Source organism: Achromobacter animicus (assembly GCF_040775605.1).
Taxonomy (GTDB): Bacteria; Pseudomonadota; Gammaproteobacteria; order Burkholderiales; family Burkholderiaceae_B; genus Achromobacter; species Achromobacter animicus.
Genome location: NZ_JAYGJK010000001.1, coordinates 5,667,902 through 5,693,151 on the forward strand (window position 1 = coordinate 5,667,902; position 25,250 = coordinate 5,693,151).

The 25,250-nt window shown below is 65.5% G+C and carries 29 protein-coding genes; 24 read left to right on the plus strand and 5 right to left on the minus strand.

The features are described 5' to 3' along the window. Positions 1 to 11: 11 nt before the first annotated feature. The 4 genes from AB3147_RS25835 to AB3147_RS25850 all read left to right on the plus strand — a co-directional run bounded on the left by AB3147_RS25835 (position 12) and on the right by AB3147_RS25850 (position 4,518). Entirely contained in the window at positions 12 to 449 is a 438-nt protein-coding gene (locus tag AB3147_RS25835) for a VOC family protein (protein WP_367353354.1), read from the plus strand. A gap of 751 nt (positions 450 to 1,200) precedes the next feature. Then, on the plus strand, positions 1,201 to 2,136 hold the full coding sequence (locus AB3147_RS25840) for a 3-hydroxyacyl-CoA dehydrogenase family protein (protein ID WP_343737780.1): 936 nt from the start codon (positions 1,201 to 1,203) through the stop codon (positions 2,134 to 2,136). Positions 2,137 to 2,306: 170 nt separating this feature from the next. Next, positions 2,307 to 3,647, plus strand: coding sequence for a short-chain fatty acid transporter (locus tag AB3147_RS25845; RefSeq protein WP_175122169.1), 1,341 nt, complete (start codon positions 2,307 to 2,309; stop codon positions 3,645 to 3,647). A 142-nt stretch (positions 3,648 to 3,789) separates the two neighbouring features. After that, on the plus strand, positions 3,790 to 4,518 hold the full coding sequence (locus AB3147_RS25850) for an SDR family NAD(P)-dependent oxidoreductase (protein WP_367353355.1): 729 nt from the start codon (positions 3,790 to 3,792) through the stop codon (positions 4,516 to 4,518). 53 nt (positions 4,519 to 4,571) lie between these two features. Here AB3147_RS25850 and AB3147_RS25855 read toward each other — a convergent pair whose 3' ends face one another. Beyond that, entirely contained in the window at positions 4,572 to 5,354 is a 783-nt protein-coding gene (locus AB3147_RS25855) for an IclR family transcriptional regulator (protein ID WP_056559785.1), read from the minus strand. A gap of 193 nt (positions 5,355 to 5,547) precedes the next feature. Here AB3147_RS25855 and AB3147_RS25860 point away from each other — a divergent pair, with 193 nt between their 5' ends. From AB3147_RS25860 to AB3147_RS25885, 6 genes are all read left to right on the plus strand, one after another. Then, positions 5,548 to 6,237: a 3-oxoacid CoA-transferase subunit A gene (locus AB3147_RS25860; RefSeq protein WP_056559787.1), complete on the plus strand. Its 690-nt coding sequence runs from the start codon at positions 5,548 to 5,550 to the stop codon at positions 6,235 to 6,237. Then, positions 6,234 to 6,878 carry a 3-oxoacid CoA-transferase subunit B gene (locus AB3147_RS25865; RefSeq protein ID WP_175184882.1) on the plus strand — a complete coding sequence of 215 codons (645 nt, stop codon included), beginning with the start codon at positions 6,234 to 6,236 and terminating at the stop codon, positions 6,876 to 6,878. Before AB3147_RS25860 ends, AB3147_RS25865 begins: the two co-directional genes overlap by 4 nt. Positions 6,879 to 6,950: 72 nt before the next feature. After that, the gene (catC, locus tag AB3147_RS25870; RefSeq protein ID WP_056559790.1) at positions 6,951 to 7,226 is read left to right on the plus strand and encodes a muconolactone Delta-isomerase; all 276 of its coding nucleotides are present in this window, start codon (positions 6,951 to 6,953) and stop codon (positions 7,224 to 7,226) included. A gap of 12 nt (positions 7,227 to 7,238) precedes the next feature. Continuing rightward, a complete protein-coding gene (locus AB3147_RS25875; protein ID WP_105240952.1) occupies positions 7,239 to 7,535 on the plus strand; it encodes a YciI family protein in 297 nt (98 codons plus the stop codon). A 54-nt stretch (positions 7,536 to 7,589) separates the two neighbouring features. After that, positions 7,590 to 8,369: a 3-oxoadipate enol-lactonase gene (pcaD, locus tag AB3147_RS25880; RefSeq protein ID WP_175122166.1), complete on the plus strand. Its 780-nt coding sequence runs from the start codon at positions 7,590 to 7,592 to the stop codon at positions 8,367 to 8,369. A gap of 5 nt (positions 8,370 to 8,374) precedes the next feature. Next, positions 8,375 to 9,415 (plus strand): cyclase family protein, encoded by a 1,041-nt coding sequence (locus tag AB3147_RS25885; RefSeq protein WP_175122165.1) that lies wholly within the window; start codon positions 8,375 to 8,377, stop codon positions 9,413 to 9,415. Between the two features lie 145 nt (positions 9,416 to 9,560). Here AB3147_RS25885 and AB3147_RS25890 read toward each other — a convergent pair whose 3' ends face one another. Then, the gene (locus AB3147_RS25890) at positions 9,561 to 9,887 is read right to left on the minus strand and encodes a PsiF family protein (protein ID WP_175139528.1); all 327 of its coding nucleotides are present in this window, start codon (positions 9,885 to 9,887) and stop codon (positions 9,561 to 9,563) included. Positions 9,888 to 10,132: 245 nt separating this feature from the next. On the opposite strand from AB3147_RS25890, the gene AB3147_RS25895 reads away from it, so the two are divergent. Together AB3147_RS25895 and AB3147_RS25900 are read left to right on the plus strand one after the other, a co-directional pair. Next, entirely contained in the window at positions 10,133 to 10,474 is a 342-nt protein-coding gene (locus tag AB3147_RS25895) for an FxLYD domain-containing protein (protein ID WP_218342677.1), read from the plus strand. Between the two features lie 185 nt (positions 10,475 to 10,659). Then, the gene (locus AB3147_RS25900; protein ID WP_105241734.1) at positions 10,660 to 11,310 is read left to right on the plus strand and encodes a carbonic anhydrase; all 651 of its coding nucleotides are present in this window, start codon (positions 10,660 to 10,662) and stop codon (positions 11,308 to 11,310) included. A gap of 54 nt (positions 11,311 to 11,364) precedes the next feature. Here AB3147_RS25900 and AB3147_RS25905 read toward each other — a convergent pair whose 3' ends face one another. Further along, positions 11,365 to 12,042 (minus strand): GntR family transcriptional regulator, encoded by a 678-nt coding sequence (locus AB3147_RS25905; protein WP_105240957.1) that lies wholly within the window; start codon positions 12,040 to 12,042, stop codon positions 11,365 to 11,367. A gap of 207 nt (positions 12,043 to 12,249) precedes the next feature. Between AB3147_RS25905 and AB3147_RS25910 the strand changes: the two genes are divergently transcribed. The 10 genes from AB3147_RS25910 to AB3147_RS25955 all read left to right on the plus strand — a co-directional run bounded on the left by AB3147_RS25910 (position 12,250) and on the right by AB3147_RS25955 (position 21,628). Beyond that, positions 12,250 to 13,044, plus strand: coding sequence for an SDR family NAD(P)-dependent oxidoreductase (locus AB3147_RS25910; protein WP_218342676.1), 795 nt, complete (start codon positions 12,250 to 12,252; stop codon positions 13,042 to 13,044). A gap of 82 nt (positions 13,045 to 13,126) precedes the next feature. Next, positions 13,127 to 14,341, plus strand: coding sequence for an ABC transporter substrate-binding protein (locus AB3147_RS25915; protein ID WP_218342675.1), 1,215 nt, complete (start codon positions 13,127 to 13,129; stop codon positions 14,339 to 14,341). 67 nt (positions 14,342 to 14,408) lie between these two features. Next, positions 14,409 to 15,311, plus strand: coding sequence for a branched-chain amino acid ABC transporter permease (locus tag AB3147_RS25920; protein WP_191578257.1), 903 nt, complete (start codon positions 14,409 to 14,411; stop codon positions 15,309 to 15,311). After that, complete coding sequence (locus AB3147_RS25925; protein ID WP_218342674.1) at positions 15,308 to 16,309, plus strand: branched-chain amino acid ABC transporter permease; 1,002 nt, start codon at positions 15,308 to 15,310, stop codon at positions 16,307 to 16,309. Before AB3147_RS25920 ends, AB3147_RS25925 begins: the two co-directional genes overlap by 4 nt. Beyond that, positions 16,306 to 17,070 (plus strand): ABC transporter ATP-binding protein, encoded by a 765-nt coding sequence (locus tag AB3147_RS25930; protein WP_191578259.1) that lies wholly within the window; start codon positions 16,306 to 16,308, stop codon positions 17,068 to 17,070. Before AB3147_RS25925 ends, AB3147_RS25930 begins: the two co-directional genes overlap by 4 nt. Further along, positions 17,063 to 17,782, plus strand: coding sequence for an ABC transporter ATP-binding protein (locus tag AB3147_RS25935; RefSeq protein WP_218342673.1), 720 nt, complete (start codon positions 17,063 to 17,065; stop codon positions 17,780 to 17,782). Before AB3147_RS25930 ends, AB3147_RS25935 begins: the two co-directional genes overlap by 8 nt. 19 nt (positions 17,783 to 17,801) lie before the next feature. Beyond that, entirely contained in the window at positions 17,802 to 18,554 is a 753-nt protein-coding gene (locus AB3147_RS25940) for an SDR family NAD(P)-dependent oxidoreductase (RefSeq protein ID WP_218342672.1), read from the plus strand. A 9-nt stretch (positions 18,555 to 18,563) separates the two neighbouring features. Next, a complete protein-coding gene (locus AB3147_RS25945) occupies positions 18,564 to 19,292 on the plus strand; it encodes an SDR family NAD(P)-dependent oxidoreductase (RefSeq protein ID WP_218342671.1) in 729 nt (242 codons plus the stop codon). A 5-nt stretch (positions 19,293 to 19,297) separates the two neighbouring features. Further along, positions 19,298 to 21,004 carry an FAD-dependent oxidoreductase gene (locus AB3147_RS25950; protein ID WP_218342670.1) on the plus strand — a complete coding sequence of 569 codons (1,707 nt, stop codon included), beginning with the start codon at positions 19,298 to 19,300 and terminating at the stop codon, positions 21,002 to 21,004. A gap of 24 nt (positions 21,005 to 21,028) precedes the next feature. After that, positions 21,029 to 21,628 carry a glutathione S-transferase gene (locus AB3147_RS25955; RefSeq protein WP_367353356.1) on the plus strand — a complete coding sequence of 200 codons (600 nt, stop codon included), beginning with the start codon at positions 21,029 to 21,031 and terminating at the stop codon, positions 21,626 to 21,628. A 27-nt stretch (positions 21,629 to 21,655) separates the two neighbouring features. On the opposite strand, the gene AB3147_RS25960 is transcribed toward AB3147_RS25955, so the two are convergent. Beyond that, positions 21,656 to 22,624, minus strand: coding sequence for an AraC family transcriptional regulator N-terminal domain-containing protein (locus AB3147_RS25960; RefSeq protein WP_438861010.1), 969 nt, complete (start codon positions 22,622 to 22,624; stop codon positions 21,656 to 21,658). Positions 22,625 to 22,715: 91 nt separating this feature from the next. On the opposite strand from AB3147_RS25960, the gene AB3147_RS25965 reads away from it, so the two are divergent. Together AB3147_RS25965 and AB3147_RS25970 are read left to right on the plus strand one after the other, a co-directional pair. Next, on the plus strand, positions 22,716 to 23,549 hold the full coding sequence (locus AB3147_RS25965) for an oxidoreductase (protein WP_367353357.1): 834 nt from the start codon (positions 22,716 to 22,718) through the stop codon (positions 23,547 to 23,549). 87 nt (positions 23,550 to 23,636) lie between these two features. Next, positions 23,637 to 24,224 carry a hypothetical protein gene (locus AB3147_RS25970; protein ID WP_367353358.1) on the plus strand — a complete coding sequence of 196 codons (588 nt, stop codon included), beginning with the start codon at positions 23,637 to 23,639 and terminating at the stop codon, positions 24,222 to 24,224. Positions 24,225 to 24,235: 11 nt separating this feature from the next. Here the strand turns inward: AB3147_RS25970 and AB3147_RS25975 are convergent, their stop codons facing one another. Continuing rightward, positions 24,236 to 25,201 carry a LysR family transcriptional regulator gene (locus AB3147_RS25975; RefSeq protein WP_367353359.1) on the minus strand — a complete coding sequence of 322 codons (966 nt, stop codon included), beginning with the start codon at positions 25,199 to 25,201 and terminating at the stop codon, positions 24,236 to 24,238. Between the last annotated feature and the right edge of the window lie 49 nt (positions 25,202 to 25,250).

The following is a 25,250-nucleotide window of genomic DNA, read 5'->3' on the forward strand; positions in this document are numbered from 1 at the left end:
GGAGCGAACAAATGTTCTCGCACATCTTCGTCGGCATCACCGACTTCGACCGCGCCCTGAGCTTTTACGACGCCCTGTTCGAGATTCTGGGCGTCGAATCTCGCTTCTGCGAACGAGACCGGCCATGGGCGGGTTGGCAAAGCGCCGGCCAGCAACGCCCCTACTTTGCCATCAGCAGGCCGCACAACGGCCAGCCCCATGAACCGGGCAACGGTCAGATGGTCGCCTTCATGGCCAACACCAGAGAGGCGGTACGCCAGGCCCATGCACGCGCGCTGAAGAACGGCGGCACCTGCGAGGGCCCGCCAGGCCTGCGGCCCGAGTATCACGCGCATTACTACGGTGCTTACTTCCGCGACCCCGACGGCAACAAACTATGTGTGGTCTGCCATCGCGCAGACGACGAAGAAAGCCCGCCGCAGGCTGAGCCCGCTCCCCACCACCCATAGACAGACTCAAGCCGCGCTTCGCAGCCACATGCGCTGATTCATCCCCCGCAATCGCGAAGCGTCATCACACCGACGCAAGACACCGCGTAAGCCCCGCCAGGCCGCCCGCGCGGCCGTCGCGGGGCGGGCATCGCAAGATCCTTCAAACCCGCACGACATAGGCAAGAACCTCAAGAACCCACCCTCCCCAACGCCCGCCAAGCTGAAACCGCCGGAGCCCGGCGCGTCGTCGGCCTGGGGTGCGCGGGGCGTGTAGATGCGCCCGAGGGAATCGGAAGGCAGTCGCCGGAGGCGACAACGACGATGACGACGGGGGGGCCCGCCTAGGGCAGTCCGGAGCGAAGGCTCCGGACCGCAATCGTAGCCCCGCGCGCCCCAGGCCGACGACGTGCCGGGCGTCAAAAGAACCCCGCCCACCGCAAGACCGCAGCCCGCCTGACAAGATCAGCGCCCTTCACCGCATCACAAGCATCAGCCCACCAACCTACTTCGGCCCGTATACCGCGGCCAGCTCCCGACCACACCCACCGTCCACCCACCGAACACCGCGAATCCCCCATTTGTCCACCCCCAGCAACTTTTAGTACTATCCCCCACAGAAATTCTATACACGCACAAATGTTCGTATATAGAACACAAAGATTTTTCTGGCCAAGCCGCGCACAGAAAGGCACCCCGGACGAGACAGCATCACCCCTGGTCCCCGCGTGCCCGCCTGCAAGCAGCAGCCGCAAGCACCAAGCGAGCCATCATGGACACTCCCCTCAAGAATCTCGCCGTCATCGGCGCAGGCGCCATGGGCAGCGGCATTGCCGCGCTGTTCGCCTCGAAGGGACTCGACGTCGTTTTGATTGACCCCGTCGAAGGCGCCCTCGAGCGCGCGTTGAAGACCATCGAACGCCAGCTAAACGTCTACGCCCCCGGCCAAGTCCAGCAAGCCATCCAGCGCATCCGCCTCGAACCAGGCCTCGAAGCCGCCGCCACCAGCGACCTCGTCATCGAAGCCGTCCCCGAAAACCTCGATCTCAAGCGCGGCATCTTCGCCAAGCTCGACACCCTGTGCCCCGCGCACACCCTCTTCGCCACCAACACCTCCGGGTTGTCGATTAACGCCATCGCCAGCGCCGTCCAGCGCCGCGACCGCTTTGTCGGCACCCACTTCTTCACCCCCGCCGACGTCATCCCCCTGGTTGAAGTCGTCCGTAACGACGACACCTCCGAGGACACCGTCGCCAAAGTCATGGCCACCCTGCGCTTCGGCGGCAAGCGCCCCGTTCTCGTGCGCCAGGACATCCCCGGCTTCATCGCCAACCGCATCCAGCACGCCCTCGCCCGCGAAGCCATCTCCCTGCTGGAGAAAGGCGTCGCCAGCGCAGAGGATATTGACGAAGTCGTCAAATGGAGCCTGGGCATCCGCCTCGCCCTGTCCGGCCCCCTCGAACAGCGCGACATGAACGGCATTGACGTTCACTACGCCATCGCCAGCTACCTGTACAAAGATCTCGAAAACCGCACCGAACCCTCCGACCTGCTCAAAAGCAAAGTCGACAGCGGCCACATCGGCGCCAAAAGCGGCCAAGGCTTCTACACCTGGAGCCCCGAACGCCGCGAACGCGTCCTGCGCGAGAAAAGCGCCGCCCTCGGCGAACTGGCCACCTGGTTGAACGGCAAAGCCAGCGGCTCCTGAGTCCGTTCTCAAGCATCCAAAAAAAGCGCGGCGGCCATGACCGACCGCGCCATCGGGCCACGAGCCCACCCACACAAAGAAAAGCAATCGTCCGGCACGCCCGCATCGTCACCCGATGACCCGCGCCGCCGGACATCAGAGAACCGCCTTACGGAGTTGTTGGAGGCACCATGAATAAATTGGCTTCATTCTTTACCGAGCTGATGCGCAAGTATCTGCCCGATCCCTTTGTCTTTGCGATCGCGCTCACCTTGCTCACCGTGCTGCTGGCCATGGGCATCGAAGGCCAGGGCATCGGCGACATCACCCGCGCCTGGGGCAAAGGCTTCTGGAGCCTCCTGGCCTTCACCACCCAGATGGCCGTCATCCTGGCAATGGGCTACGTGCTGGCCACCGCACCGCTCACCGACCGCCTGCTCAACCGCATCGTCAGCCACGTCCACAAGCCGCACACCGCCATCATCGTCGCCACCCTCGTCGGCGGCGTCGGCAGCTACCTGAACTGGGGCTTTGGTCTTGTCATCGGCGGCATCGTCGCCAAAAAGCTGGCATTGAAGGTCAAGGGTGTTCACTACCCCCTGATCATCGCCGCGGCCTACAGCGGCTTCACCATGTACGGTCTGGGCCTGTCCGCCAGCATCCCCGTCCTCGTCGCCACGCCCGGCCACCCCACCGCCGCGCAGATGGGCACCATCCCCCTGTCGGAAACCATCTTCTCCGTGCCCATGCTGCTCACCAGCCTGGTCATCATCATCACCCTGCCGCTGCTCAACGCCTGGCTGCACCCCAAGAAGGGCGAGGCCATCGTCGAAGTCGACCCCAACATCGACCGCGACGCCAACGCGTCCAACGCCGCCGAAGACATGCTCGAAAAGGGCACCATCGCCTCCAAGCTCAACAACAGCCGCCTGCTCAGCATGCTGATCGGCGCGCTCGGCGTGGCCTACGTCGTCTTTCACTTCATGGACGGCGGCTCGCTCGACCTGAACCTCATCAACTTCATCATCCTGTTCCTGGGCATCATCCTGCTCGGCACGCCCGCCGCCTACGTCGCCAAGCTGACCGAAGGCATCAAGACCATCTCCGGGATCATCCTGCAGTACCCGTTCTACGCCGGCATCATGGCCATCATGGCCGCCTCGGGTCTGGTCACCACGATCTCCGCGGTCTTTGTCGACGTCGCCACGCCCGAAACGCTGCCGTTCTGGGGCCTGATCAGCTCGTTCGTCATCAACTTCTTCGCGCCGTCCGCCGGCGGTCACTGGGTCATCCAGGGTCCGTTCATGATCGACGCCGCCAAGGAAATCGGCAGCGCGCTCAACCAGACCACCATGGCCGTCATGCTGGGCAACGCCTGGAACGATCTGGTGCAGCCCTTCTGGATCCTGCCGGCGCTGGCCCTGTCCAAGCTCAAGCTGCGCGACGTGATGGGCTATACCGTCATCATGATGCTGTGGGTCGGCGTGATCCACATCACCGCCGTCCTCGCCTGGGGCTACCTGACGCATTGAGCCCCCCCGTACGCGCTTGCGCGCGCCCCCCAGGGGGCGACACCTGCAGACCGGCGAAGCCGGATCTGGCGGTGTCCCCGATCGGGAGCAAACGAGAGCTATTGTCAGAGCAGTGTTTTTTTTGAACCGAACGGGAATTGATATGACCAAACCCACCGCATATCTCGTCACCGGCGGCAGCGCCGGGATCGGCGCCGCCATCATCCGCATGCTGCTCGATGCCGGCCATAAGGTCGTCAACATCGACTACAAGCTGCCCGAGAATCCGCCGGCGGGTCTGGTCTCGTATCAGGCCGATCTGACCGATGAAGCGCGCACGCAGGAAGTCGCGCGCGAAGTCACCAGCGCGTTCAACATCGTCGGTCTCGTCAACAACGCCGGCGCCACACGGCCCGGCACCGCCGACACCGCCACGCTGGCCGACCTGGACTACGTCGTCAATCTGCATCTGCGCACCGCGCTCATCCTGGTGCAGGCCGCGCTGCCCGCCATGCGCGAAGCCGGCTTTGGTCGCATCGTCAACATGTCGTCGCGCGCCGCGCTGGGCAAGCCGGATCGCGTGGTCTATTCGGCCACCAAGGCCGGGCTTGTGGGCCTGACGCGCACGCTGGCCATGGAACTGGGCGGCGACGGCATCACCGTCAACGCCATCGGCCCGGGCCCCATCGCCACCGACCTCTTCGCCAAGAGCAATCCGGCCGGCGCCCCGCAAACCGAGCGCATCATCAACAGCATCGTCGTCAAGCGCCTGGGCACGCCCGAAGACGTCGCGCGCGCCGCGATGTTCTTTCTGTCGCCCGACAACGGGTTTGTCACCGGCCAGATGCTGTATGTCTGCGGCGGCACGACGCTCGGCGTCGCGCCCATCTGATCGCGGCCGCCATGTCCGTCCGGACCAATCCCTCTGCCGCCCGCAGGCTTGGCCTAGCGGCGCAGCAGCGCGTGGTTGATCTGGTCGGCGGCGCGGCGCAGCGGCGGCAAAAACGCTTCCAGCATCGCCTCGCGCGAAAACCGGTTGGCGTGACCGCTGACGTTCATCGCGGCGATCACGCGGCCGCTGCGGTCGATGATGGGCACCGCCACGGATTGCAGGCCGGGTTCCAGCTCCTGCGCCACGCAGGCATAGCCGTCGGCACGCACGCCGGCCAGAACGCGCTTCAATTCGGCGATGTCGGTGACGGTTTCCGCCGTGTAGGTCTGGATCTGGCTCATCGCCAGCACCCGGTCCAGCTCGGCTTCCGGCAGGCCCGCCAGCAGCACGCGGCCCATCGACGTCACCCACGCCGGCAAGCGGCTGCCCACGGCCAGATTGATCGTCATCACCTTATGCGTCGACAGGCGCAGGATGTACACGATGTCGGCGCCTTCCAGCACCGACACGGAGCAGGACTCGCGCGTCAGCTCGGCCACTTCTTCCATGTAGGGCAGCGCCAGGTTCCACAGCGGCGTGCCCGACAGATACGCGTAGCCCAGTTCCAGGATGCGCGGGGTCAGCGAGAACTTGCGGTCGTCGGCCGTAACGTAGCCCAGGTGTTCCAGCGTCAGCAGGATGCGGCGCGCGCCGGCGCGGGTCAGCCCCGTCACCGCGGCCACCTCGGACAACGTCATCTGCGAACGGTCGGGGCCGAAGGCCCGGATCACCGACAAGCCGCGCGCGAAGGACTGCACGTAACTGTCGCTGGGTTGCTGGGGATCTTGCTCGGCCATCCGTCTGGTTCCACGAGTAAAAGGCCCGCCGCGGCGAGCCTGCGTTGCCCCTTGCGGGCGACTCCGAACGATGGAGAGTGCGGCGTGCGGGCTTGCCTTGACGCCCTCGCATTCCCCATGAAACGATGTTCTTCAGAAGAACGAAAGTTCGAAAGAAGAACAAATTATGACACGCCACCTATGAGCGAACATCATGATCTCTAAGACTGTTGCAAGCGCTGCCGCCGCCCTGGCGGACGTCCCCGATGGCGCCACCGTCATGATCGGCGGCTTCGGCACCGCCGGCCAGCCCATGGAACTGATCGACGCCCTGCTTGAACAGGGCGCCAAGGACCTGGTCATCATCAACAACAACGCCGGCAACGGCACCACGGGCCTCGCCGCCCTCTTGGGCGCCAACCGCGTGCGCAAGATCATCTGCTCGTTCCCGCGCCAGGCGGACTCGCAGATCTTTGACGGCCTGTACCGCAGCGGCAAGCTGGAACTGGAACTGGTGCCCCAAGGCAATCTGGCCGAGCGCATCCGCGCCGCCGGCGCCGGCATCGGCGCGTTCTTCACGCCCACCGGCTACGGCACCCCGCTGGCCGACGGCAAGGAAACCCGCGAGATCAACGGCCGCCAGTACGTGCTGGAGTATCCGCTGCACGCCGACTACGCGCTGATCAAGGCCGAGCGCGGCGACCGCTGGGGCAACCTGGTCTACCGCAAGACCGCCCGCAACTTCGGCCCCATCATGGCCAGCGCCGCGCGCGTGGCCGTGGCGCAGGTCCGCGAGATCGTCGAACTGGGCGAGCTCGACCCCGAAACAGTCGTCACCCCCGGCATCTTCGTCAAGCGCGTCGTGCAGATCGCAGGCCAGCAGGCCGCCAAGGAGCAGCAATGAGCACCAAACTGACCCGCGACCAGATCGCCGCCCGCGTCGCGCAGGACATTCCTGAAGGCGCCTACGTCAACCTGGGCATCGGCCTGCCCACGCTCGTCGCCAACCATTTGCCGGCCGGCCGCGAAGTCATCCTCCATACCGAAAACGGCATGCTGGGCATGGGCCCCGCGCCCGCCAAGGGCGAGGAAGACTACGACCTCATCAACGCCGGCAAGCAGCCCGTCACCGAGCTGCCCGGCTGCTCGTTCTTCCATCACGCCGATTCGTTCGCGATGATGCGCGGCGGCCATCTGGACATCTGCGTGCTGGGCGCCTTCCAGGTCTCGCAGCATGGCGACCTGGCCAACTGGCACACGGGCGCGCCCGATGCCATCCCCGCCGTCGGCGGCGCGATGGACCTGGCCATCGGCGCCAAGGACGTCTTCGTGATGATGGAACTGCAGACCCGCGAAGGCCAGAGCAAGCTGGTCGAGGCCTGCACGTACCCGCTGACCGGCGTGCGCTGCGTGTCGCGCGTGTACACGGATGTGGCCGTGTTCGACATCAACAAGGATGGAGTGACGGTCACCGATATCTTTGGCGACATGACCGCCGATGAGCTGCTGCGCCTGACCGGCCTGCCGCTGAAGTTCGCGAACTGAATTCCCTTAGTTTCCGCCTTAATTGCCGCTACACCGCCCCGCGCGCCGGGGCGGCATCATGGAGAGTCCATCATGTTGTTCATGGTTCAAATGCAGGTCAATCTGCCCGTCGACATGCCCGCCGAACGCGCGGACAAACTGAAGGCTGACGAAAAGGCCCTGGCGCAGCAGCTGCAGCGCGACGGCAAGTGGAAGAGCCTGTGGCGCGTCGTCGGCCGCTACGCCAACGTCAGCATCTTCGACGTCGAAAACAACGACGAGCTGCACACGCTGCTGTCGTCGCTGCCGCTTTTCCCGTACATGGATATCGAAGTCACCGCGCTCGCGCGCCATCCCTCGGCGATCTGACAGGAGCCTCGCATGCCCTACATCATCGAAACCTTCGACAAGCCCAATCACCAGGAAATGCGCCAGCAGCACCGCGCCAAGCACCTGGAATACCTGGACGCCAACAAGCAGCTGCTGCTGGCGTGCGGCGCCAAGCTGCAGGATGACGGCAAGGATGCGGGCGGCGGGCTGTACATCGTCGACGTCGACACGCGCGAAGCCGCGCAGCAGTTCATCGACGCCGATCCGTTTGCGCAAGCCGACCTGTTCGACCGCGTAACCATCACCCGCTGGCGCAAAGCCTACGTCGACGGCGTCTGCCACCTGTAATACCCGCGCGGCCGCCTGCTTGCGCGGCCGCCGCCTTCCCCAAAGGAATTCCACATGGCTTACGCCGATCTCAGCCAGGCACGGCTGTTCTACGTCATCGATGGCCCCGCCGACGCGCCGGTGCTCGTGCTCTCCAATTCGCTGGGCACCAACGCCGACATGTGGGCCCGCCAGATCCCTGAACTGACCCGCCACTTCCGCGTGCTGCGCTACGACACCCGCGGCCACGGCAAGTCGTCGGTCCCCGAAGGCGAATACAGCTTCGAGCAGCTGGGCAACGACGTCGCCGAACTGCTGGCCCACCTGGACATCAAGCGCGCGCATTTCTGCGGCCTGTCGATGGGCGGCCCGACCGGCCTGTGGCTGGCGCTGGCGCGACCCGAACTCGTCGGCAAGCTGGTTCTGTGCAACACCGCCGCGCGCATCGGCTCGGCTGAAGGCTGGAGCACCCGCATCGCCGCCGTGGCCGAGCAGACGCTCGAAAAGATGGCGCCCACGCTGGTCGAACGCTGGCTGACCGACGGCTATCGCGCCGCCGAGCCGGGCCTGACGCAGGTGCTGATCGACATGCTGCGCCGCACGCCGGACGCCGGCTACTCGGGCAACTGCGCCGCGCTGCGCGACGCCGACTTCCGCGAGCAGGTGTCGTCCATCACCGCCCCCACGCTGGTCATCAGCAGCACGCACGACCTGGCCGCCACGCCCGCGCAAGGCCAGGAACTTGCGGCTGCCATTCCCGGCGCGCGCTACGTGGAATTGAACACCTCCCACATCTCGAACTGGGAGCAACCGGAAGCCTTCACCCGCGCGGTCGTCGACTTCCTGACGGAGTAAGCCGCATGCAACGCTGGAAGCATCGGCCCGAAGGCTCCAACTGGGGCGACTTCGGGCCCGACGACCAACTCGGCCGCCTGAATCTCATCACCGAAGAACAGGTCCTGAAGGGCGCACGCGAGATCCGCGCCGGCAAGACCTTCTGCCTGTCCCTGCCGCTGGACCTGCCCGGCGGCAACGTGCTCAACCCGCGGCGCCACCCGCCGCAATTGAGCCCCACGAAGCTCAAGGACACGCCGTACCTGAACTTCCCATTGAAGAACGTCAACCCCGACGCGCTCGACGTGCTGAGCGACGACCAGGTGCTGCTGTCCATGCAGTACTCGACGCAGTGGGACGCGCTGGCGCATGTGGGCGCATTGTTCGATGCCGATGGCGACGGCACACCCGAGCTGCGCTACTACAACGGCTTTCAAGCGGGCGTGGACGTTGTGGGACCCAATGATGGCGATCACACCGGCTGCGGTTGCAACAGCGGCGGCCCGTCTGCCGCGCTGAAGCTGGGCGTTGAGAACCTGGCGCAGAAAGGCATGCAGGGCCGCGGCGTGCTGGTCGACCTGTTCCGCCATTACGGCCCGGGCCGCACGCTGATCGGTCACGCCGAACTGATGCACGTGCTGGCAACGGATGGCATCACGATTGAGCGCGGCGACATGCTGGTGCTGCGCACCGGCTACGCCGAAGCCGTGGTCGCGATGAACGGCACGCCCGACCCCGAGGTGCTGCACACCTACGGCGCCGCGCTGGACGGCACCGACGACGCGCTGCTGCAATGGATCACCGATAGCGGCATCGCCGCCATCTGCGCCGACAACTACGCGGTCGAGGCCTACCCCGCCCGCGAAAAGTCCGGCGCGCGTCCGATGCTGCCGCTGCATCATCACTGCCTGTTCAAGCTGGGGCTGCCGCTGGCGGAGCTTTGGTATTTGAAGGACCTGGCGGAGTTCCTGTTTGCCAATGGCCGCCACCACTTCATGCTGACTGCGCCGCCGCTGCGCCTGCCGCATGCGATCGGATCGCCGGTCACGCCGATTGCGACGGCGTGACCGGCGAAGCGCCGGTGTCTTGCACCCGTACGAAACGGCCTTGAAGCTGCACCTGAGCATCTTGGGTGTCTGACACCCAACAGCATCGGTCAGCGGTCCAAAAAAAAACGCCAGACATCGTCTGGCGTTTCTTCTTGCCGGCTATTCACCCCTTCAAGCACGTGCTCATGAACGTCTTGCGCGCGTCGCCGGCCAGTTTCTGTTCCGCGGCCTTCGCGTTGCAGTCCTTCATCTTTTGCTGCTGCGGCGTCAGTTGCTTGGCCGGCTCCTCGCCCTTCAGGCAACTGCTCATGAACGTCTTGCGGTCGTCGCCCTTCTTGCCCTCGGCGGCCTTGTTGCAGTCCGACATGCGCTGCTGCTGCGGCGTGGGCGTCTTGGCGGTTGAGGGAGCGGCGGGGGTCTGCGCCTGCGCGCCGGCAAAACATGCGGACAACAGGATGGCCGAAGCCAGCTGGCTGGTACGGGAAAGCATGAGTTCCTCCCTTGAGCGCCCCTCGCGCAATGGCACGCGCGACGCGGGCGGCACGGTCCGCCGGCCAAGGCGCCGGCTTGGCAATCATCGAACAAAGCCCCAACATTGGCAACATCCGCCGCAACCTGTTACCCATTCATCCTTCTGGCCCGTTGTCTCTCGTGGCAGAAAGGAGTGAGATACGCCTGATCCCCGCCGCGATGCCGTACTACCGTCGCCGCCGCGGGCCGTATCAGGAGACAACCATGAAAAAACTCGTCATTGCCGCGCTCGTCGTGCTGGCCGGCCTGTCCGGCGCCGCTGCCGCGCAAAGCCTTGCCTACGGCATCACCCTGGGCAACGTCCAGGCCGTGCGCGACAGCACCCGCAACGTCTCCACCATTACGGGCTTTCTCGCCAACCAGTCGGAGCGCAACGTCAACAGCGTCCTGCTGACTTACGTCCTGTACGACGCGCAGAACCGCGAGATCGGCAGGGTCAGCGAAGATGTCGTCGGCCCGTTCGCGCCCGGCCAGATCAAGGTGGTCAAGGCGATTACGCCGCTGGAATTCGCCCGGGTGAATGCGCTGGACGTCGCCGCACGCTAGGTCAGACCGCCGCCCGGCCAGCCGCCAAAAACCCTTTTCTAATCAGGGTTTAGACAGGTGGATATCAGGCCAGTTATGGGAAAATCGCGTCTGCCGACTCGATAACAGGGGCTTCCAAACGAAGCCCCTTATTGCGTATGCCGGCGCGCCAGCATGCCTGGCCTCGATACTAGGAAGTGAAGATCATGTTTCCCAAAAGACTCTCCGAAGGCTATCAATCTTTCCTGGACGGCCGCTTCCAGACTGAAAGCAGCCGCTATCAAAAGCTGGCCGAAATCGGCCAAAGCCCGGAAATCCTGATCATCGGATGCTGCGACTCGCGCGTGTCGCCCGAAGCGATCTTCGACGCCGGCCCCGGCGAGATGTTCGTCGTGCGCAACGTGGCCAACCTTGTGCCGCCCTGTGACCCGGACTCGGAATCGTCGTACCACGGCACCAGCGCCGCCATCGAATTCGCGGTCAACGGCCTGAACGTCAAGCACATCGTCGTGCTGGGCCACGCGTCCTGCGGCGGCATCCGCTTCTTCTTCGACGACGCCACGCCGCTGAGCAAGAGCGATTTCATCGGCAAGTGGATGTCGCAGATCGAACCCGTGGCCAAGGGCATGTCCCCGGATACCGGCGACCGCCAGGCCAACCTGAAGCGTCTGGAACTGGCCACCGTTGCGCACAGCCTGAACAACCTGATGACGTTCCCGTCCATCCGCCGCCGCGTCGAAAAGGGCGAACTGGAACTGCACGGCGCGTACTTCGGCGTGGCCACCGGCGTCCTGTTCCTGCGCGATCCGGACACCGGGGAGTTCAAGCCCTGCCTGGAAACGGGCATTACGGAATAAGGCGCGTGGGCCAGCGGCCCGCGCCAACTGCCTGCGCCAGGCGCGCCGGATCGATCAGACCCGGTACGCCTGGGCAAGCCTTTCGTAGTTGTTTTTCAGGATGATGCCGGCGTAGTACACATGCTCGCGCATCAGGTCCTCGGCCCGCGCCCCATCGCGGGCGATGATGGCGCTCACGATCCGATGGTGGTCATCGTGCGAGCGCAGGATGATTCCATGGTCTTCCCACAGGATGATCCGATCCGACGCATAGGGAATCGCCTGCGCCTGCGTCGCGAACCTCCTGACCCAAGGATTGCCGGCCGCCTCCAGAATGCCGTTGTGCAAGGTGATGTTGACCTGCTGATACGGCAAGTGGTCTTCGGGCAACAGTTCGCCCTTGGCAAGAATCCGGTCGCCCTCGTCCAGGCAGTTCTTCAGCACCGCCACCGCATCGTTTGACAGCCCGCGCTGCGCCGCCTGCCGGCACGCCAGACCTTCCAGGGCGGCCCGCACCTCATACGCCGCCACGATCTCCCCGATGTCGTATGCCCGCACGGTGTAGCCGCGCTTGGGCAAGTGTTCGAGCAGGCCTTCGTTGCCCAGCGTGGCGAGCGCCGCGCGCACCGGCGTGCGCGACACCCCCAGCTTTTCGGCTAGCGGGATTTCTTCCAGTCGCGCGCCGGGGCTGAATTTGCCGTGCAGCACCCAGTCCCGAAGCGTGTCCGTGACGTGTTGAGATAGCGTATCCATGGCCGAATTGTATACATGAAGAATACATACGGCGACTCATCTCCGTCCCGCATCCGGGATTCCCTTAGTATCTCTGCTGTAAACCAAACGACGTTCAGGGTAAGCACCTATACCTGCAACACGACCATGTATACATAATCGCAAAAAAATCAGACAGGTGGCCGGCCTCATACCCAGGCTGAACGGCACGCCACGGAAGGAGACAGCATGACCAATGTATCCAAGCCAGCCACCGCTGGCCCGGCGCCCCGACTCGCGCTTGTCACCGGTGGCGGCGGCGGCATCGGCGCAACGATCTGCCGCGAACTGGCGCAGGCCGGCCTGCGCGTGGTGGTGTCGGACGTGGACGCCGGACGCGCGCGACGCGTTGCCGATGAACTGGGCGCACCGCACGCCGCTCACGCCTTCGACGTCAGCGACGAAGCGGCCGTCGAAGGCGCGTTCGAGCAGATCGAACGCCAGCACGGGCCCATCGCAGTGCTGGTCAGCGCCGCCGGATTGCTGCTGTTCCAGGAAAACGGTGAGCGCCCCCTTATCAAGGACACGTCGCTCGACATCTGGGAACGCAGTTTTGCCGTGAACGCGCGCGGCGTGTTCCTTTGCGGCCGCGCATACCTTCGACGTCGCGAGGCTGCGCCTCTGGCGCATGGCCGGATCGTCACCTTCACGTCGGTCGCCGCGCAGCTTGGCGGCTACCGCTCAAGCGCCTCATACATTGCCGCCAAATCCGCCGTCCTCGGCCTGACCAAGGCGATGGCCCGGGAAGCCGCCCACCTTGGCATCACGGCCAACGGCATCGCGCCGGGCCTGATCGACACCGACATGCTGCGCAGCACCGTCACCAGCAGCGGTGCGCTGGCCGCGGCTGCCCAGGCCATCCCGTTGGGCCGCATCGGCTCGGCGGAGGACGTGGCCGCCGCCGTGCGGTTCCTGGTATCGGAAGACGCGGGCTATATCACCGGCAGCGTCATCGACGTGAACGGCGGATATCGCATGCAGTAAGGGTTACGGGCGGCATGGCCGTCAGCGCAGCAAGAGCGTCATCCACCAAAGACGCGCACTTAAAAAGAACGGGAGACAAAGCATGAACCAACGTAGTCGCTATGCGGCCGCTGCCGCGCTGTGCGTCCTGGCCTTGTCGGCCACCGCGCAGGCGCAGCAGGAACCGGGGATCACGGACAAGACCATCAAGATAGGCGTTTTTGCGCCGCTGTCGGGCAGCGGCATGGCCTACGGTTTTGACGTGCTCAATGCCGCCAAGATGTGGTACGCCAAGGTCAACAAGGAAGGCGGCGTGAACGGTCGTCAGATCGAGCTGGTCATCGAAGACGACCGCTGCAACGCCAACGATCTTGTCGCCGCCGTAAAGAAGCTGAACGAGCAGGACAAGGTCTTCCTTCTGAACGGCGGTTCGTGCTCGGCAGCTGTCGTCGCATCGCGCGAATACATCGAGCGCGAGAAGGTGCCGCTAGTCATGCTGAACGCCTCCGGCGACGGCGCGCTTTACCCACCGTCCAAGTACATCTACGGCGCCTTCTCGATCTCGCAGCACGCCGTTGGTGGATCAATGGTGCAGTTCGCATCGGAACACCTGAAGGCCAAGAAGATCGGCTACATCAATCACGACGACGCGTACGGCGGCTGGAACCTGGAAGCCGCGAAGGCTCAGGCAAAGCAGCTTGGCGATCCGGCGCTGCAGGTGCAGTCGGTCAATCCCAACATCACGGACGTGACCGCGCCCATGCTGAAGATCCGCGCGGGCAATCCGGACGTCCTGCTGCTGACCACCTATGCGCGTCCCGCCGCCCTCATAATCAAAAAGGCGCACGAACTGGGCTGGAACAAACCGATCGTGCTGGCGGTCAACGGCACGGCGGACCTCAAGCAGCTCGTAGAGAACGTGGGCAACAAGGACGCCTTCAAGAACGTCTACATCCAGGACGTTTTGGCCGACTTGCCTGGTGGCCCGAAGCTGACCTGGGTGTACGAAATGTACAAGCAGTCCTACCCCGACCTGGCGGCCAAGCCCGGGCATCCGCAGTCCTACATGCCCTACGGCATTCCACCCGCCATGGCGGTGGTGAACGCGCTGAAGGCCGCCGGCCCCCAGCCCACGCGTGAGAAGGTGCTGCAGGCGCTGGAAACCATGAAGTTCGACTCCGGCGTCATGGCGGGCCCCATCGAGTTCGGCCCCGGCGACCGCGCCGCGCAGGAAGCCGCCATCTACATCAAGTTCGACGGCACGAACATGACCCTCGTGCCGGGCGCCTTCAAGAGCACCTGGCAGTACCAGAAGTAAACCCGCGGTCCGTCACGGGCCACGCCCGCGCGATGGCGCAGCATCGCGCGGGCCGCCGGAGAACATCATGAGCTTTGCCGATACCTGGTTGTTCCTGCAGCAGGGGGTGCTGTCGGGACTGGTGACGGGCAGCGTGTATGCGTTGCTGGCCGTTGCCGTCGTCATTATCTTCAAGACCACCGATGTACCGAATTTCGCCCAGGGCGAGATCTTCATGGTGGGCGGTTACATCGCGCTGTTCCTCATCCTGGTGATGGGGTGGCCCTACCTGGCGGTCATTCCGGTCACGCTGGTCGGGGTGGCCGTCCTGTCGGGACTGTTCCAGCGCGTGGTCATGGAACGCGTCATCGCGTCCAAGGGCGTGGGGGTGCAGATGGTCATCGCCACGCTCGGCCTCGCGTACGCCCTGAAGGGACTTGTGCGAACCTCGGGGTTGGGCGATACCCCGCGATCCCTGCCACCGCTCGCCTCGACCGATGCCGTCATCATCGGCGACGCCGTGCTGACCCGGCTGGACCTGCTGATCTTCGCCGTCGCGGTCACCGTCATGCTGCTGCTCTTTGGCATGTTCACCTACACACGCGTCGGCCGGGCCATGCGGGCCGTGGGCATGAACCCCAAGGCGGCGCGGCTGACGGGCGTAAACCTGACACGCATCCGCATGATGGTGTGGGCGCTGTCTGGCCTGATCTCAGCCGTCGCCGCGCTGCTAATCACACCAAAGATCCTCATCACGCCCGACATAGGCCACATCGCCATCCTGGCCTATGCCGCCGCCATCGTGGGCGGCATCACCAGCCTGCCAGGCGCGGTGGTTGGCGGATTCGTGATCGGCATCGCCGAGAACCTGGTGGGGCTGTTCATTTCGACCAACGCCATCGTGGTGGCGCCGTTCGTGGCGATCATGGTCGTGCTGCTGTTGCGCCCGCAAGGGTTGCTGGGCGGAAAACTGCAGGTGAAAAAAGTATGAGCAACAAGATCGATCGAATCCTGCTGGCGCTCATGGCTGTCGTGCTGATGGCGCTGCCGTTCATGGCTAGCGGCTATGTCATTTACGTCGTCAATCTGCTGATGGTGTTCGTGGTGCTGGCGCTGGGCCTGCATCTGGTCATCGGCGAAACCGGGCAGTTTGCGTTGTCGCACGCGGCCTTCTACGGCGTCGGCATCTACACGGCCGGCCTCATCAACAATCTGTGGCATCCGCCCTTCTTCGTCTCCATCATCGCGGGCGGACTGCTGGCCGCCGCGTTGGGCTACCTGATTGGCGCGCTTGCGCTGCGCATGCGCGACATCTATCTGGCCCTGTCCACGTTCGCGTTTGGTGAAGCGATGCAGTGGGTGTTCCTGAACTGGCAATCGGTCACCAACGGGTCGAACGGATTCCGCATATCTCCCGCCACGCTGTTCGGCTACGCACTGGTATCGGACGTCAAGGCCTACCCCTTCGTCGTGGTGATCGCCGCGCTGCTGCTGTGGGCCACCGTCGCCTTGTCGCGTTCGCAGCTGGGATCCGCGTTCCGCGCCGTGCGTGAAAGCGACATAGCGGCGCAGGCGATGGGCGTGAACGTCAACGCCATCAAGCGCACTGCGTTCACGCTGTCGGCCGCCTACGCCGGCATCGCCGGCGGCATGTACACGCTGTTTGCGTCGTTCATCCATCCCGAAAGCCTGGGGTTTCAAACGACCATTCTGATCCTGACCATGGTCGTGGTCGGCGGGATTGGTTCCGTGCGCGGCGCCATCGCCGGGGCTTTGGCCTTCGGGTTGATTTCGGAACTGCTGCGCCAGGCGCTGTCCTTCCAGGAAATCATCTACGGCTTCATCCTGATGGGCTTCATGATGTTCGCGCCCAAGGGCCTGTTTGCCGGCCGCGCGGCCCGTCGCGCGCCGCCGCCGGCAACGCCCTTGCCCGCGGCTTCGCGGGCGGCCGCCACCGCGTCCAAGTCCCCTCAAAGGAGCGCAGCATGAGCACCCATCCCTACCTGGACGTGCAGGGCCTGACGGTGAAGTTTGGCGGGTTGACCGCCATCAACGGGCTATCCATGCAGGTGGAACGCGGCCACATCCACGCGCTGATCGGACCCAACGGCGCCGGCAAGTCGACGACTTTCAACTGCGTATCGCGCTACTACCGCCCCACGAGCGGCAGCATCACATTCAACGGCGCCGACATCACGGGCAAGAAGCCGCACGAGATGGCGGCGCTGGGCGTGGCGCGCACCTTCCAGAACCTGGAACTCTTTGGCGCCCTCAGCGTGCGCGAGAACGCACTGCTAGGCACATACGCGCACGGCGCGAACAGCGTGGGCAAGCTGCTGCGGCCCGCCGCGGCCGAGGCGCGGGAGCGCGTGGAACATCTGCTGGAGCGCGTCGGCTTGGCCGACTTCCTGGATACGCCTGCGTGCAGCCTGGACTTCGGCCGCCAGAAGATGCTGGAACTGGCACGCGCGCTGGCGATTTCGCCGCAGCTGCTGTTGCTGGACGAACCCGCCGCGGGGCTGCGCAATCGGGAAATCGAAACGCTGGACCGGCTGTTGACCGAACTGTGCGAACGCGACGGCATCACGGTGCTACTGGTGGAACACGTGATGCAACTGGTGATGTCGATATCGGATCGCATCACCGTCATGTCGTTTGGCGAGAAGATCGCCGAGGGTACACCCGGGGAGGTACGCAGCAATCCCCGCGTCATCGAAGCCTATCTGGGCAAGGGAGCAGCCGGTGGCTGAGATTCTGCTGGAAGTCGATGCGGTGTCGGCCGCCTACGGCAACATCCGCGCACTGCAGGACGTATCGCTGAAAGTCCCGCAAGGCGCCATCGTGGCGCTGCTAGGCGCCAATGGTGCGGGCAAGTCCACGACGTTGAACGTGATCTCGCGCCTGGTCTCGCCCACGGCGGGCGCCGTGCGATTCGCGGGCGAACCCATCCATCGCCTGTCCGCCGACGCGGTCGTGGGCCGCGGCATCGTGCAGGTGCCGGAGGGGCGCGAAATATTCCGCGAGATGAGCGTGCGCGAGAACCTGGAAATGGGCGCCTACCTGCGCCGCGACCGCGCCGTGGTCCGGCAGGACATGGACATGGTGTGCGACACCTTTCCGCGCCTGCGCGAACGCTTCGAGCAAAAGGCCGCCACGCTCTCCGGCGGCGAGCAGCAGATGCTCGCGACCGGCCGGGCAATGATGGCGCGGCCTCGCATGATCCTGATGGACGAGCCGTCCATGGGGCTGTCACCCCTGGTGGTCGAACAGATCTTCGACATCATCCTGCGGCTGAACCGCGAACAGGGCATCACGATTCTGCTGGTGGAACAGAACGTGAAGCTGGCGTTATCGGTGTCCAGCCACGCGTACATCCTGGAAAACGGCGAGATCGCACTCGACGGGGAATCCGCCGCGCTCGCGAGCGACGAAGGCGTGCAGCGCGCCTATCTGGGCGCCTAGGCGCAACAAGGAAAGAGCCATGATCTCGATGCAAGACAAGCGCGTCCTCGTGACGGGCGCCGGGCGCGGCCTGGGCGCCGCCATTGCCCAGGGCTTCGCGCGCCAAGGCGCGCACGTGATCGTGACCGACGTGGACGCGGCGCTGGCCACCGCCTCGGCGCAAGCCATCATCGCGGCCGGCGGCCATGCCGCGCATGCGGCGCTGGACGTGACCGACGCGGCGGCCGTTCGCGCCTTTGCCGCCGACTGCGCGGCCCGCCACGGACCGCTGGACGTCCTGGTCAACAACGCCGGCATCTCGGCGCGCGCGCCGTTCGACGATCCGCATACGCCCGAGATCTGGGAGCGCGTGATGCAAGTGAACCTGCAAGGCACCTTCAACGTCACGCATGCCTTTGTCGAGCAGCTCAAGGCCACGCGCGGCGCGATCGTCAACCTGTGTTCCATCGTGGCCTACGGCTGCGGTATTTCAACGGCAGGCTACGTCGTATCCAAGGGCGGCGTGCGCTCGTTCACGGAAGTGCTGGCCCGCGATCTCGCCCCCCACGGCGTGCGGGTGAACGCCGTGGCGCCGGGGCTGATGGAAACCGAAATGACCGCCGGGCAGCGCGCCCAGGCGAACGGCACCGACTGGTACATGGGACGTGCACCCATGGCGCGCGCGGGGCGCGCGGATGAGATCGTCGGCCCCATCCTCTTTCTGGCCTCGGACCTGGCCAGCTATGTCAATGGCGTGGTGCTGCCGGTGGACGGCGGCTATCTGGCCGTTTAAGGAGAAATCATGAGTCTGGGTACGGCGTTGGTCACGGGCGGCGCAAGCGGCATGGGCCTGGCGATCGTGGAGCGGCTGGCGCGCGACGGCTTCCGCGTCGTGATGGCTGATCGCAACGCGGCGTTGGCGGACAAGGAATCAAGGGCGCTGGCCGACCGGGGACTGGACGTCGACCATCGCGTCGTGGACCTCGCCGACGAGGCGGCCACGCGCGAACTGGCGCGGTCGTTGCCACCGCTGGCCGCGCTGGTGAACAACGCCGGCATGTTCGACGAGCGCACGTTCTTCGACGTGACGAGCGACGACTACCGCCGCGCCTTCGACGTCAACCTGCTGGCGGTCGCCACGCTGACGCAAGAGGCGGCGCGCGCCATGCTGCCGGGCGCCAAGATCGTGAACATCGCGTCGCGCGCCTATCTGGGCGCCAGGAATCACCCGCATTACGTCGCGTCGAAAGCGGCCCTGGTCGGCTACACCCGCGCATCCGCGATGGAGCTGGCCGGACGGGGCATCCTGGTCAACGCCATCGCCCCCGGCCTCATCGACACGCCATTACTGCGCAATCTGACGCCGGAGCGCATGGCCGCGCAACTGGCCCTGCAGCCCACCGGCCGGGCGGGCCGGCCGGAAGACATCGCCAATGCCGTGTCCTTTCTGGCCGCGCCGCACATGGACTTCATTACGGGCCAGGTCATCTTCGTGGACGGCGGCAAGTCGCTGGGCGGCTCAGGAGCGTAGGCAGCATGAACCACATCACCTGGGACAAGGAAGTGGACGCGCTCGTCGTGGGCTCGGGCGCGGGCGGCATGGCGGCGGCACTGACCGCGCACGAGGAAGGCCTGGAGGTATTGCTGATCGAGAAGACCGACCGCATCGGCGGGTCGACGGCGATATCCGGCGGCGCGGTGTGGATACCGCTAAACTCGCAGACGGAAGCGGCGGGCCATCCGGACAGCATGGACGACGTGTGGACCTACCTGGATCAAACGGTGGGCACGGCGGCGCCCGAGCACATGAAGCGCGCTTACCTGGATGCGGGCCCGCGCATGATGGATTACCTCGTGTCCCGCGGCCTGCTGCAGCTTGCCGCGCGGACCGCTTCGCCCGACTACTACCCTGACCGGCCCGGCGCCGCGATGGGCGGGCGCTCGCTCGACCCGGTCGAGTTCGATGGCCGCAAACTGGGCAGCCGTTTCAACCAGCTGCGCGACCCGCTGAAGGAATTCACCGTGCTCGGTGGGATGATGGTCAACATCACCGACGTGCGGCACCTGCTGCGCGCCACGCGCTCGTTCGCGGCCTGGCGGCACAGCATGGCGCTGGTGTTGCGTTTCGCCTCGGACCGCGCCCGCGGTTACCACCGGGGCACCCGGCTACTGCTTGGCAACGCGCTGGCGGCTCAGCTGTTCCATGGACTGCTGACGCGCAACATCGAATACTGGCTGCAAGCGCCAGCGCTCTCGCTGCACCGGGACGCCAACGGGCGCGTGCTGGGCGCCGCGGTGTCACGGGACGGTACGACGCTGAACGTCCGCGCGCGCCGCGGCGTCGTGATGGCGACGGGCGGCTTCCCGTGGGATGCGGAAAGGCGCTCACAAACGTATCCGCAGCCAACCGGCAGTTGGTCGATGTCCCCGCGCGGCAACACGGGCGACGGCATCCGGCTGTCGGAGCAGGCCGGCGCGGCTTTCGGAAGCGGCTACGCCAGTCCGGCATTCTGGGCGCCTGTCTCGGTTCTGGACGCCGGCAACGGAACGCCGCTCAATTACCCGCATCTGGTCTGGGACCGCGCCAAGCCCGGGCTGATCGCGGTGAACGGCGCGGGCAAACGTTTCGTCAACGAAGCGACCTCGTATCACGAGTTCGTGCAGGCCATGTATCGCAGCAACGAAACGGCGCCCAGCATCCCGGCATTCCTGGTCTGCGACCAGCGGTTCATCGACACCTGGGGTCTGGGCCTCGCCCTGCCGGGCGGGCGGCCCCGCCAGCACCTGATCGACCAGGGCTACCTGCTGCAGGCGTCCACGCTGGCTGAACTGGCCGAACGGCTTGCCATGCCCGCCGCCGCACTGCAGTCCACTGTCGAACGCTACAACCGGCACGCCGCGCAAGGACACGATCCGGACTTCGGCAAGGGCGGGACCGCCTACAACCGCTACCTTGGCGATCCGGATCACCAGCCGAATCCCTGCCTCGCGCCGCTCGGCAAGGGACCGTACTACGCGGTCAAGGTGTACCCCGGCGACATCGGCACCGCCTGCGGCATAGCAGCCAACGCGCACGCGCAGGCACTGGACGCGGCCGGCGCGCCGATCCCCGCGCTTTACGTCGCGGGCAATGACATGCAGTCCGTGATGGGCGGCGCATACCCCGCGCCCGGCATCACGCTCGGCCCCGCTCTGACCTTTGGCTGGGTGGCTGGACAGCACCTGGCCCATGCGCAACACTGACGCCTCTCACCGACAGGGAACCCCATGAAAATTTTCTTCTCGCCTGCTTCGCCGTTTGTCCGCAAGTGCATGGTCATCGCCCATGAACTCGGCCTGGTCGACCGCATTGAAAAGCTGCCCAGCGCCGCCGGTCCCGTCGCCCGCGACCAGACCATCATCCCGAGCAACCCGCTGGGCCAGGTGCCCACGTTCATCACCGATGACGGCCTGGCGCTGTTCGACAGCCGCGTTGTCTGCGAGTATCTGAACGATCTGGGCGGCGGCACGTTCTTCCCCGCCGGCAAGGCCCGCTGGCCGGTGCTGGCCGAGCAGGCGATGGCCGACGGCATGCTGGGTGCGGCGCTGCTGGCGCGCTATGAGACCGTGCTGCGCCCGGAGGCGTTGCGCTGGGATGGCTGGGTTGAAGGACAGCTTGGCAAGGTGCGCGACGGTCTCGCGCTCATCGAGAAGAACGCCGCAGGCCTCGAAGGCCGGTTGGACATCGGCACCATCACCATCGGCTGCGCATTGGGCTACCTGGACTTCCGCTTCCCGGATCTGGACTGGCGCGCGTCGCATCCCGCCACGGCCAAGTGGTTCGAAGGGTTCAGCCAGCGTCCGTCGATGCAGGCCACCAAGCCTTGAACGAACCGTCGGCGGGCAGCCGCCGATTCAGTGTGACGACACGTATGTAGCGTCCGCGAATGCCGGCAAAGCGAAGCCTTCGCGCATGCGTCGCGCCTCCGCCGCCGGCGTCAGGCCAAACAGGCGCTTGAACTCGCGGCTGAACTGGGACGGGCTTGTGTAGCCCACCGCCTGACTCGCCGACTCGGCCGTAAGGTCCTGCCGCACCATCAAGAGACGCGCCTGGTGCAGGCGCGTCGATTTCACGTACTGCATGGGAGAGACCTGCGTCACCGCCTTGAAATGGCTGTGAAAACTGGGGACGCTCATGCCCGCCTCGTCCGCCAGCCGAGTCACGTCCAGCGGCCGGGCGTATTCCGCGTGAATGAGGCGCAAGGATCTGCCGATCCGGCCAAACTGCCCGCGCAGGGACAACGCTTCCCGCATCGAACCGCCCTGCGGGCCGGTCAGCACGCGGAAATACACCTCACGCAACAGCCCCGGTCCCAGCACGGCGGCTTCAAGCGGCCGGGACATGGCCTCGATGAATCGCAGCACCGACGTGCGCATCGCGTCATCCATCGGCGTCGACAACATGCTCTGCGGCGGCTGGGCTGCCGCCGCGGCGCCGGCGGCGTCGATCTGAGACGCCAGTTCCGCGGCCAGCGCGAAATCCAGGTGCAGGTACAGCGCCAGCAGCGGGCGCTCGGGCGTTGCGTCGGTCTCCATGCTGAAGGGCACCGGGACGGACACGGCCAGGTAATGCTGCTCGTCGTACAGGTACAGCTGATTGCCAAAGTAGCCGCGCTTGCGGCCCTGACAGACGATCACGATGCCCGGGTCATACAGCACCGGCGTGCGCGCCAGCGCCCGGTTGGCGCGCAGCACGCGCACGCTGGGCAACGCGGTCAGGTTGTAGCCCTCATCAGGCGCCAGGCTGCGCAGCAGCGCGGCCATGCGGTTTTCGGCAGGATCCGCGCCTACCGCGTCGTCGGGGGCCGTGGCGTTGTTGTTCATAGCTTTGTGCAAGATAAGCAGCGGATTACGGCTTATCCGCGCGGTTTGGCAAGACTACCATGCATTCTCCAATGACTTCGGAGCCCCCTCCATGACCTCCCCCAAAACCCTGCTCATCACGGGCGTCAGCAGCGGCCTCGGCCGCGCCCTGGCCGAGGAAGCCCTGGCCGCAGGCCACCGCGTCGTCGGCACGGTGCGCGCCGAGCCGGCCCGCCTCGCGTTTGAAAGCCTGTCTCCCGGCGCTGCGATCGGTCGCGTGTTGGACGTCACCGACTTCGACGCCATTGACGGCGTGGTGGCCGATATCGAGGCCAGCGTCGGCGCCATCGACGTGCTGGTCAACAACGCGGGCTACGGCCATGAAGGCGTGATGGAAGAGTCGCCCCTGCCGGAAATGCGCCGCCAGTTCGACGTGAATGTGTTTGGCGCGGTCGCGATGATGAAGGCAGTCCTGCCCTTCATGCGCCAGCGCCGGCGCGGCCACATCCTGAACATCACTTCCATGGGCGGCCACATCACCATGCCGGGCATCGCGTACTACTGCGGCAGCAAGTTCGCGCTGGAGGGGATTTCCGAAGCCCTGGGCAAGGAAGTGCAGCCGCTGGGCATTGCCGTGACGGCGGTGGCGCCGGGGTCGTTCCGCACCGACTGGGCGGGCCGATCCATGACGCGCACGCCCCGCACCATTGCGGACTACGACGCCCTCTTCGACCCTATCCGCAAGGCCCGCGAAGAGAAAAGCGGCCGTCAGCTGGGGGATCCGCGCAAGGCGGCGCGCGCCATGCTGGCGGCCATCGACGCCGATCATCCTCCCGCGCACCTGCTGCTCGGCAGCGACGCGCTCGGGTTGGTGCGGGGCAAGCTGGCCTCCTTGCAGGAGGAATTGACGGCGTGGGAGACGGTTACGAAATCCACAGATGGGTAAAGCCTTTCGCAGAGGCCTTTGCTACAGTGAACTTGCATCTCCCCAGACAGACCAACCCAAAGGTCAATCACGACAAGGAGCCCCCGCATGGCCATTTCTGCGATCTCCGCCATCCCCCACGTCGCCGCGCCTTATCCGGCGCGCGTTTCGATGCTGGATGAGAACCGCCCTGCCTGGGAAGCCGAACGCGCCGCGCAGAACTTCGCCGCCCGGCAGGCCCAGCGCACCGCGCAAGCCCAGGCCGCCCGCGACGCCCAGCGCGTGGAACGCGCTCAGGCCGACAGATTGGCAAGGGCGGAACAAGACGCCCCGACTGTCAGACACAAAGCCGACCCTGCCGTCGCGCCTCTTGCCCTCACCGCGCCCGCCATCAATATCGATGAATTGCGCGATCTGTACGCGGACGCCCGGATGCGGCGCGCGGTCGGGGACTTTGCCGCGCGGCCGGACCCGGTGGCGCAACGCGCCGACATCGCTAACGACTGGGGCACCATCGAAGGCCTGGCGCCGCTGCAACCCTATCGCGTCGCCATGGGCAATCCGCAGGTGGAATTGCAGGCGGCGGCTGTCATGAAGGCGGCGAGCGCCGGCATCCCAGCAGTGGCCAACATCGGGCCCACTGAAAATGTGACCGACAACGCGCGCTACCGGCCGGGCCAATCACGCTGGATGTAAGCGGACGGCGTTCAGGCGTCTCCGCCCTTGAACGCCTCCACGCTCAGATCTACGAAAGTGCGCACCTTGGGATCCATATAGCGGCTGGATGCGAACACGGCATGAACGGGTGCCGGAATTTCAGCCCAGCCCGCAAGCACACAGGCGAGGCTGCCGTCCGCCACGAACGGCGCTGCCATGAAACGTGGCAGCTGCGCGATTCCCAGCCCCGCGACGGCAAGATTCTTTGCCGCGATGATGCTGTTGACGGCACAACGGGGCGTCGCCGTGACCCTTTCCGCTATCGCCTCTTTGACCAACGTCCAACTCGAGCGGCCACGGATTGTCTTCATGATCAACGCGTGGTGTTTCAAATCTCCGACTGCGGATAGCTTCGGTGCGCGCTTGAGGTAGTTCGGCGCTGCATACAGCCCGTATGACACTTCGCCAAGCCGACGCGCAGAAAGCCCTGAATCCTCCAGCGCGCCGACACGGATTGCGACGTCGAATCCTTCATGGATGATGTCCACCAGCCGGTTCGTGTATTCCGCTTCCACGGTCACCTTGGGCGCCGCGCGCAGAAACGCCGCAATCCAGTCATCCACCACCATCGTCCCGAACTCGGCGCCCGCCGTGATCTTGAGCAATCCCTTGGGCTCGCGGGACTGCTGCGCCACCGCGGCCTCAGCCGCCTCAGCAGCGGTCAGGATGCAGACGGCGCGTTCGAAATAGTCCCGCCCCACCTCGGTCACATTGAGGCGGCGTGTCGAACGGGTAAGGAGTTGGACACCCAGCTTTTCTTCCATACGCCTGACGATGCGGCTGACGCGCGCCTTATCGGTGCCAAGCCGCTCGGCCGCGGACGTGAACGAGCCATCGGTCACCACCGCCGCGAAAACTCTCATTTCGGGCAAATCGATTGATGTATTCATGGACAACAGTATTTGCCTTTTAGCACCATTTATCAATCCGGGAGCCGAATCTACAGTGAGCTTCATGCAACACGCTGCACATCGGCCGCGACGCGGCGGGTGTGCCCTGCATGAC

What these genes read in the sequence shown, in the direction of transcription:
- AB3147_RS25835 (WP_367353354.1), top strand. Translation starts at nt 12, where the DNA reads ATGTTCTCGCACATCTTCGTCGGCATCACCGACTTCGACCGCGCCCTG.
- AB3147_RS25840 (WP_343737780.1), top strand. Translation starts at nt 1,201, where the DNA reads ATGGACACTCCCCTCAAGAATCTCGCCGTCATCGGCGCAGGCGCCATG.
- AB3147_RS25845 (WP_175122169.1), top strand. Translation starts at nt 2,307, where the DNA reads ATGAATAAATTGGCTTCATTCTTTACCGAGCTGATGCGCAAGTATCTG.
- AB3147_RS25850 (WP_367353355.1), top strand. Translation starts at nt 3,790, where the DNA reads ATGACCAAACCCACCGCATATCTCGTCACCGGCGGCAGCGCCGGGATC.
- AB3147_RS25855 (WP_056559785.1), bottom strand. Translation starts at nt 5,354, where the DNA reads ATGGCCGAGCAAGATCCCCAGCAACCCAGCGACAGTTACGTGCAGTCC.
- AB3147_RS25860 (WP_056559787.1), top strand. Translation starts at nt 5,548, where the DNA reads ATGATCTCTAAGACTGTTGCAAGCGCTGCCGCCGCCCTGGCGGACGTC.
- AB3147_RS25865 (WP_175184882.1), top strand. Translation starts at nt 6,234, where the DNA reads ATGAGCACCAAACTGACCCGCGACCAGATCGCCGCCCGCGTCGCGCAG.
- catC (WP_056559790.1), top strand. Translation starts at nt 6,951, where the DNA reads ATGTTGTTCATGGTTCAAATGCAGGTCAATCTGCCCGTCGACATGCCC.
- AB3147_RS25875 (WP_105240952.1), top strand. Translation starts at nt 7,239, where the DNA reads ATGCCCTACATCATCGAAACCTTCGACAAGCCCAATCACCAGGAAATG.
- pcaD (WP_175122166.1), top strand. Translation starts at nt 7,590, where the DNA reads ATGGCTTACGCCGATCTCAGCCAGGCACGGCTGTTCTACGTCATCGAT.
- AB3147_RS25885 (WP_175122165.1), top strand. Translation starts at nt 8,375, where the DNA reads ATGCAACGCTGGAAGCATCGGCCCGAAGGCTCCAACTGGGGCGACTTC.
- AB3147_RS25890 (WP_175139528.1), bottom strand. Translation starts at nt 9,887, where the DNA reads ATGCTTTCCCGTACCAGCCAGCTGGCTTCGGCCATCCTGTTGTCCGCA.
- AB3147_RS25895 (WP_218342677.1), top strand. Translation starts at nt 10,133, where the DNA reads ATGAAAAAACTCGTCATTGCCGCGCTCGTCGTGCTGGCCGGCCTGTCC.
- AB3147_RS25900 (WP_105241734.1), top strand. Translation starts at nt 10,660, where the DNA reads ATGTTTCCCAAAAGACTCTCCGAAGGCTATCAATCTTTCCTGGACGGC.
- AB3147_RS25905 (WP_105240957.1), bottom strand. Translation starts at nt 12,042, where the DNA reads ATGGATACGCTATCTCAACACGTCACGGACACGCTTCGGGACTGGGTG.
- AB3147_RS25910 (WP_218342676.1), top strand. Translation starts at nt 12,250, where the DNA reads ATGACCAATGTATCCAAGCCAGCCACCGCTGGCCCGGCGCCCCGACTC.
- AB3147_RS25915 (WP_218342675.1), top strand. Translation starts at nt 13,127, where the DNA reads ATGAACCAACGTAGTCGCTATGCGGCCGCTGCCGCGCTGTGCGTCCTG.
- AB3147_RS25920 (WP_191578257.1), top strand. Translation starts at nt 14,409, where the DNA reads ATGAGCTTTGCCGATACCTGGTTGTTCCTGCAGCAGGGGGTGCTGTCG.
- AB3147_RS25925 (WP_218342674.1), top strand. Translation starts at nt 15,308, where the DNA reads ATGAGCAACAAGATCGATCGAATCCTGCTGGCGCTCATGGCTGTCGTG.
- AB3147_RS25930 (WP_191578259.1), top strand. Translation starts at nt 16,306, where the DNA reads ATGAGCACCCATCCCTACCTGGACGTGCAGGGCCTGACGGTGAAGTTT.
- AB3147_RS25940 (WP_218342672.1), top strand. Translation starts at nt 17,802, where the DNA reads ATGATCTCGATGCAAGACAAGCGCGTCCTCGTGACGGGCGCCGGGCGC.
- AB3147_RS25945 (WP_218342671.1), top strand. Translation starts at nt 18,564, where the DNA reads ATGAGTCTGGGTACGGCGTTGGTCACGGGCGGCGCAAGCGGCATGGGC.
- AB3147_RS25950 (WP_218342670.1), top strand. Translation starts at nt 19,298, where the DNA reads ATGAACCACATCACCTGGGACAAGGAAGTGGACGCGCTCGTCGTGGGC.
- AB3147_RS25955 (WP_367353356.1), top strand. Translation starts at nt 21,029, where the DNA reads ATGAAAATTTTCTTCTCGCCTGCTTCGCCGTTTGTCCGCAAGTGCATG.
- AB3147_RS25960 (WP_438861010.1), bottom strand. Translation starts at nt 22,624, where the DNA reads ATGAACAACAACGCCACGGCCCCCGACGACGCGGTAGGCGCGGATCCT.
- AB3147_RS25965 (WP_367353357.1), top strand. Translation starts at nt 22,716, where the DNA reads ATGACCTCCCCCAAAACCCTGCTCATCACGGGCGTCAGCAGCGGCCTC.
- AB3147_RS25970 (WP_367353358.1), top strand. Translation starts at nt 23,637, where the DNA reads ATGGCCATTTCTGCGATCTCCGCCATCCCCCACGTCGCCGCGCCTTAT.
- AB3147_RS25975 (WP_367353359.1), bottom strand. Translation starts at nt 25,201, where the DNA reads ATGAAGCTCACTGTAGATTCGGCTCCCGGATTGATAAATGGTGCTAAA.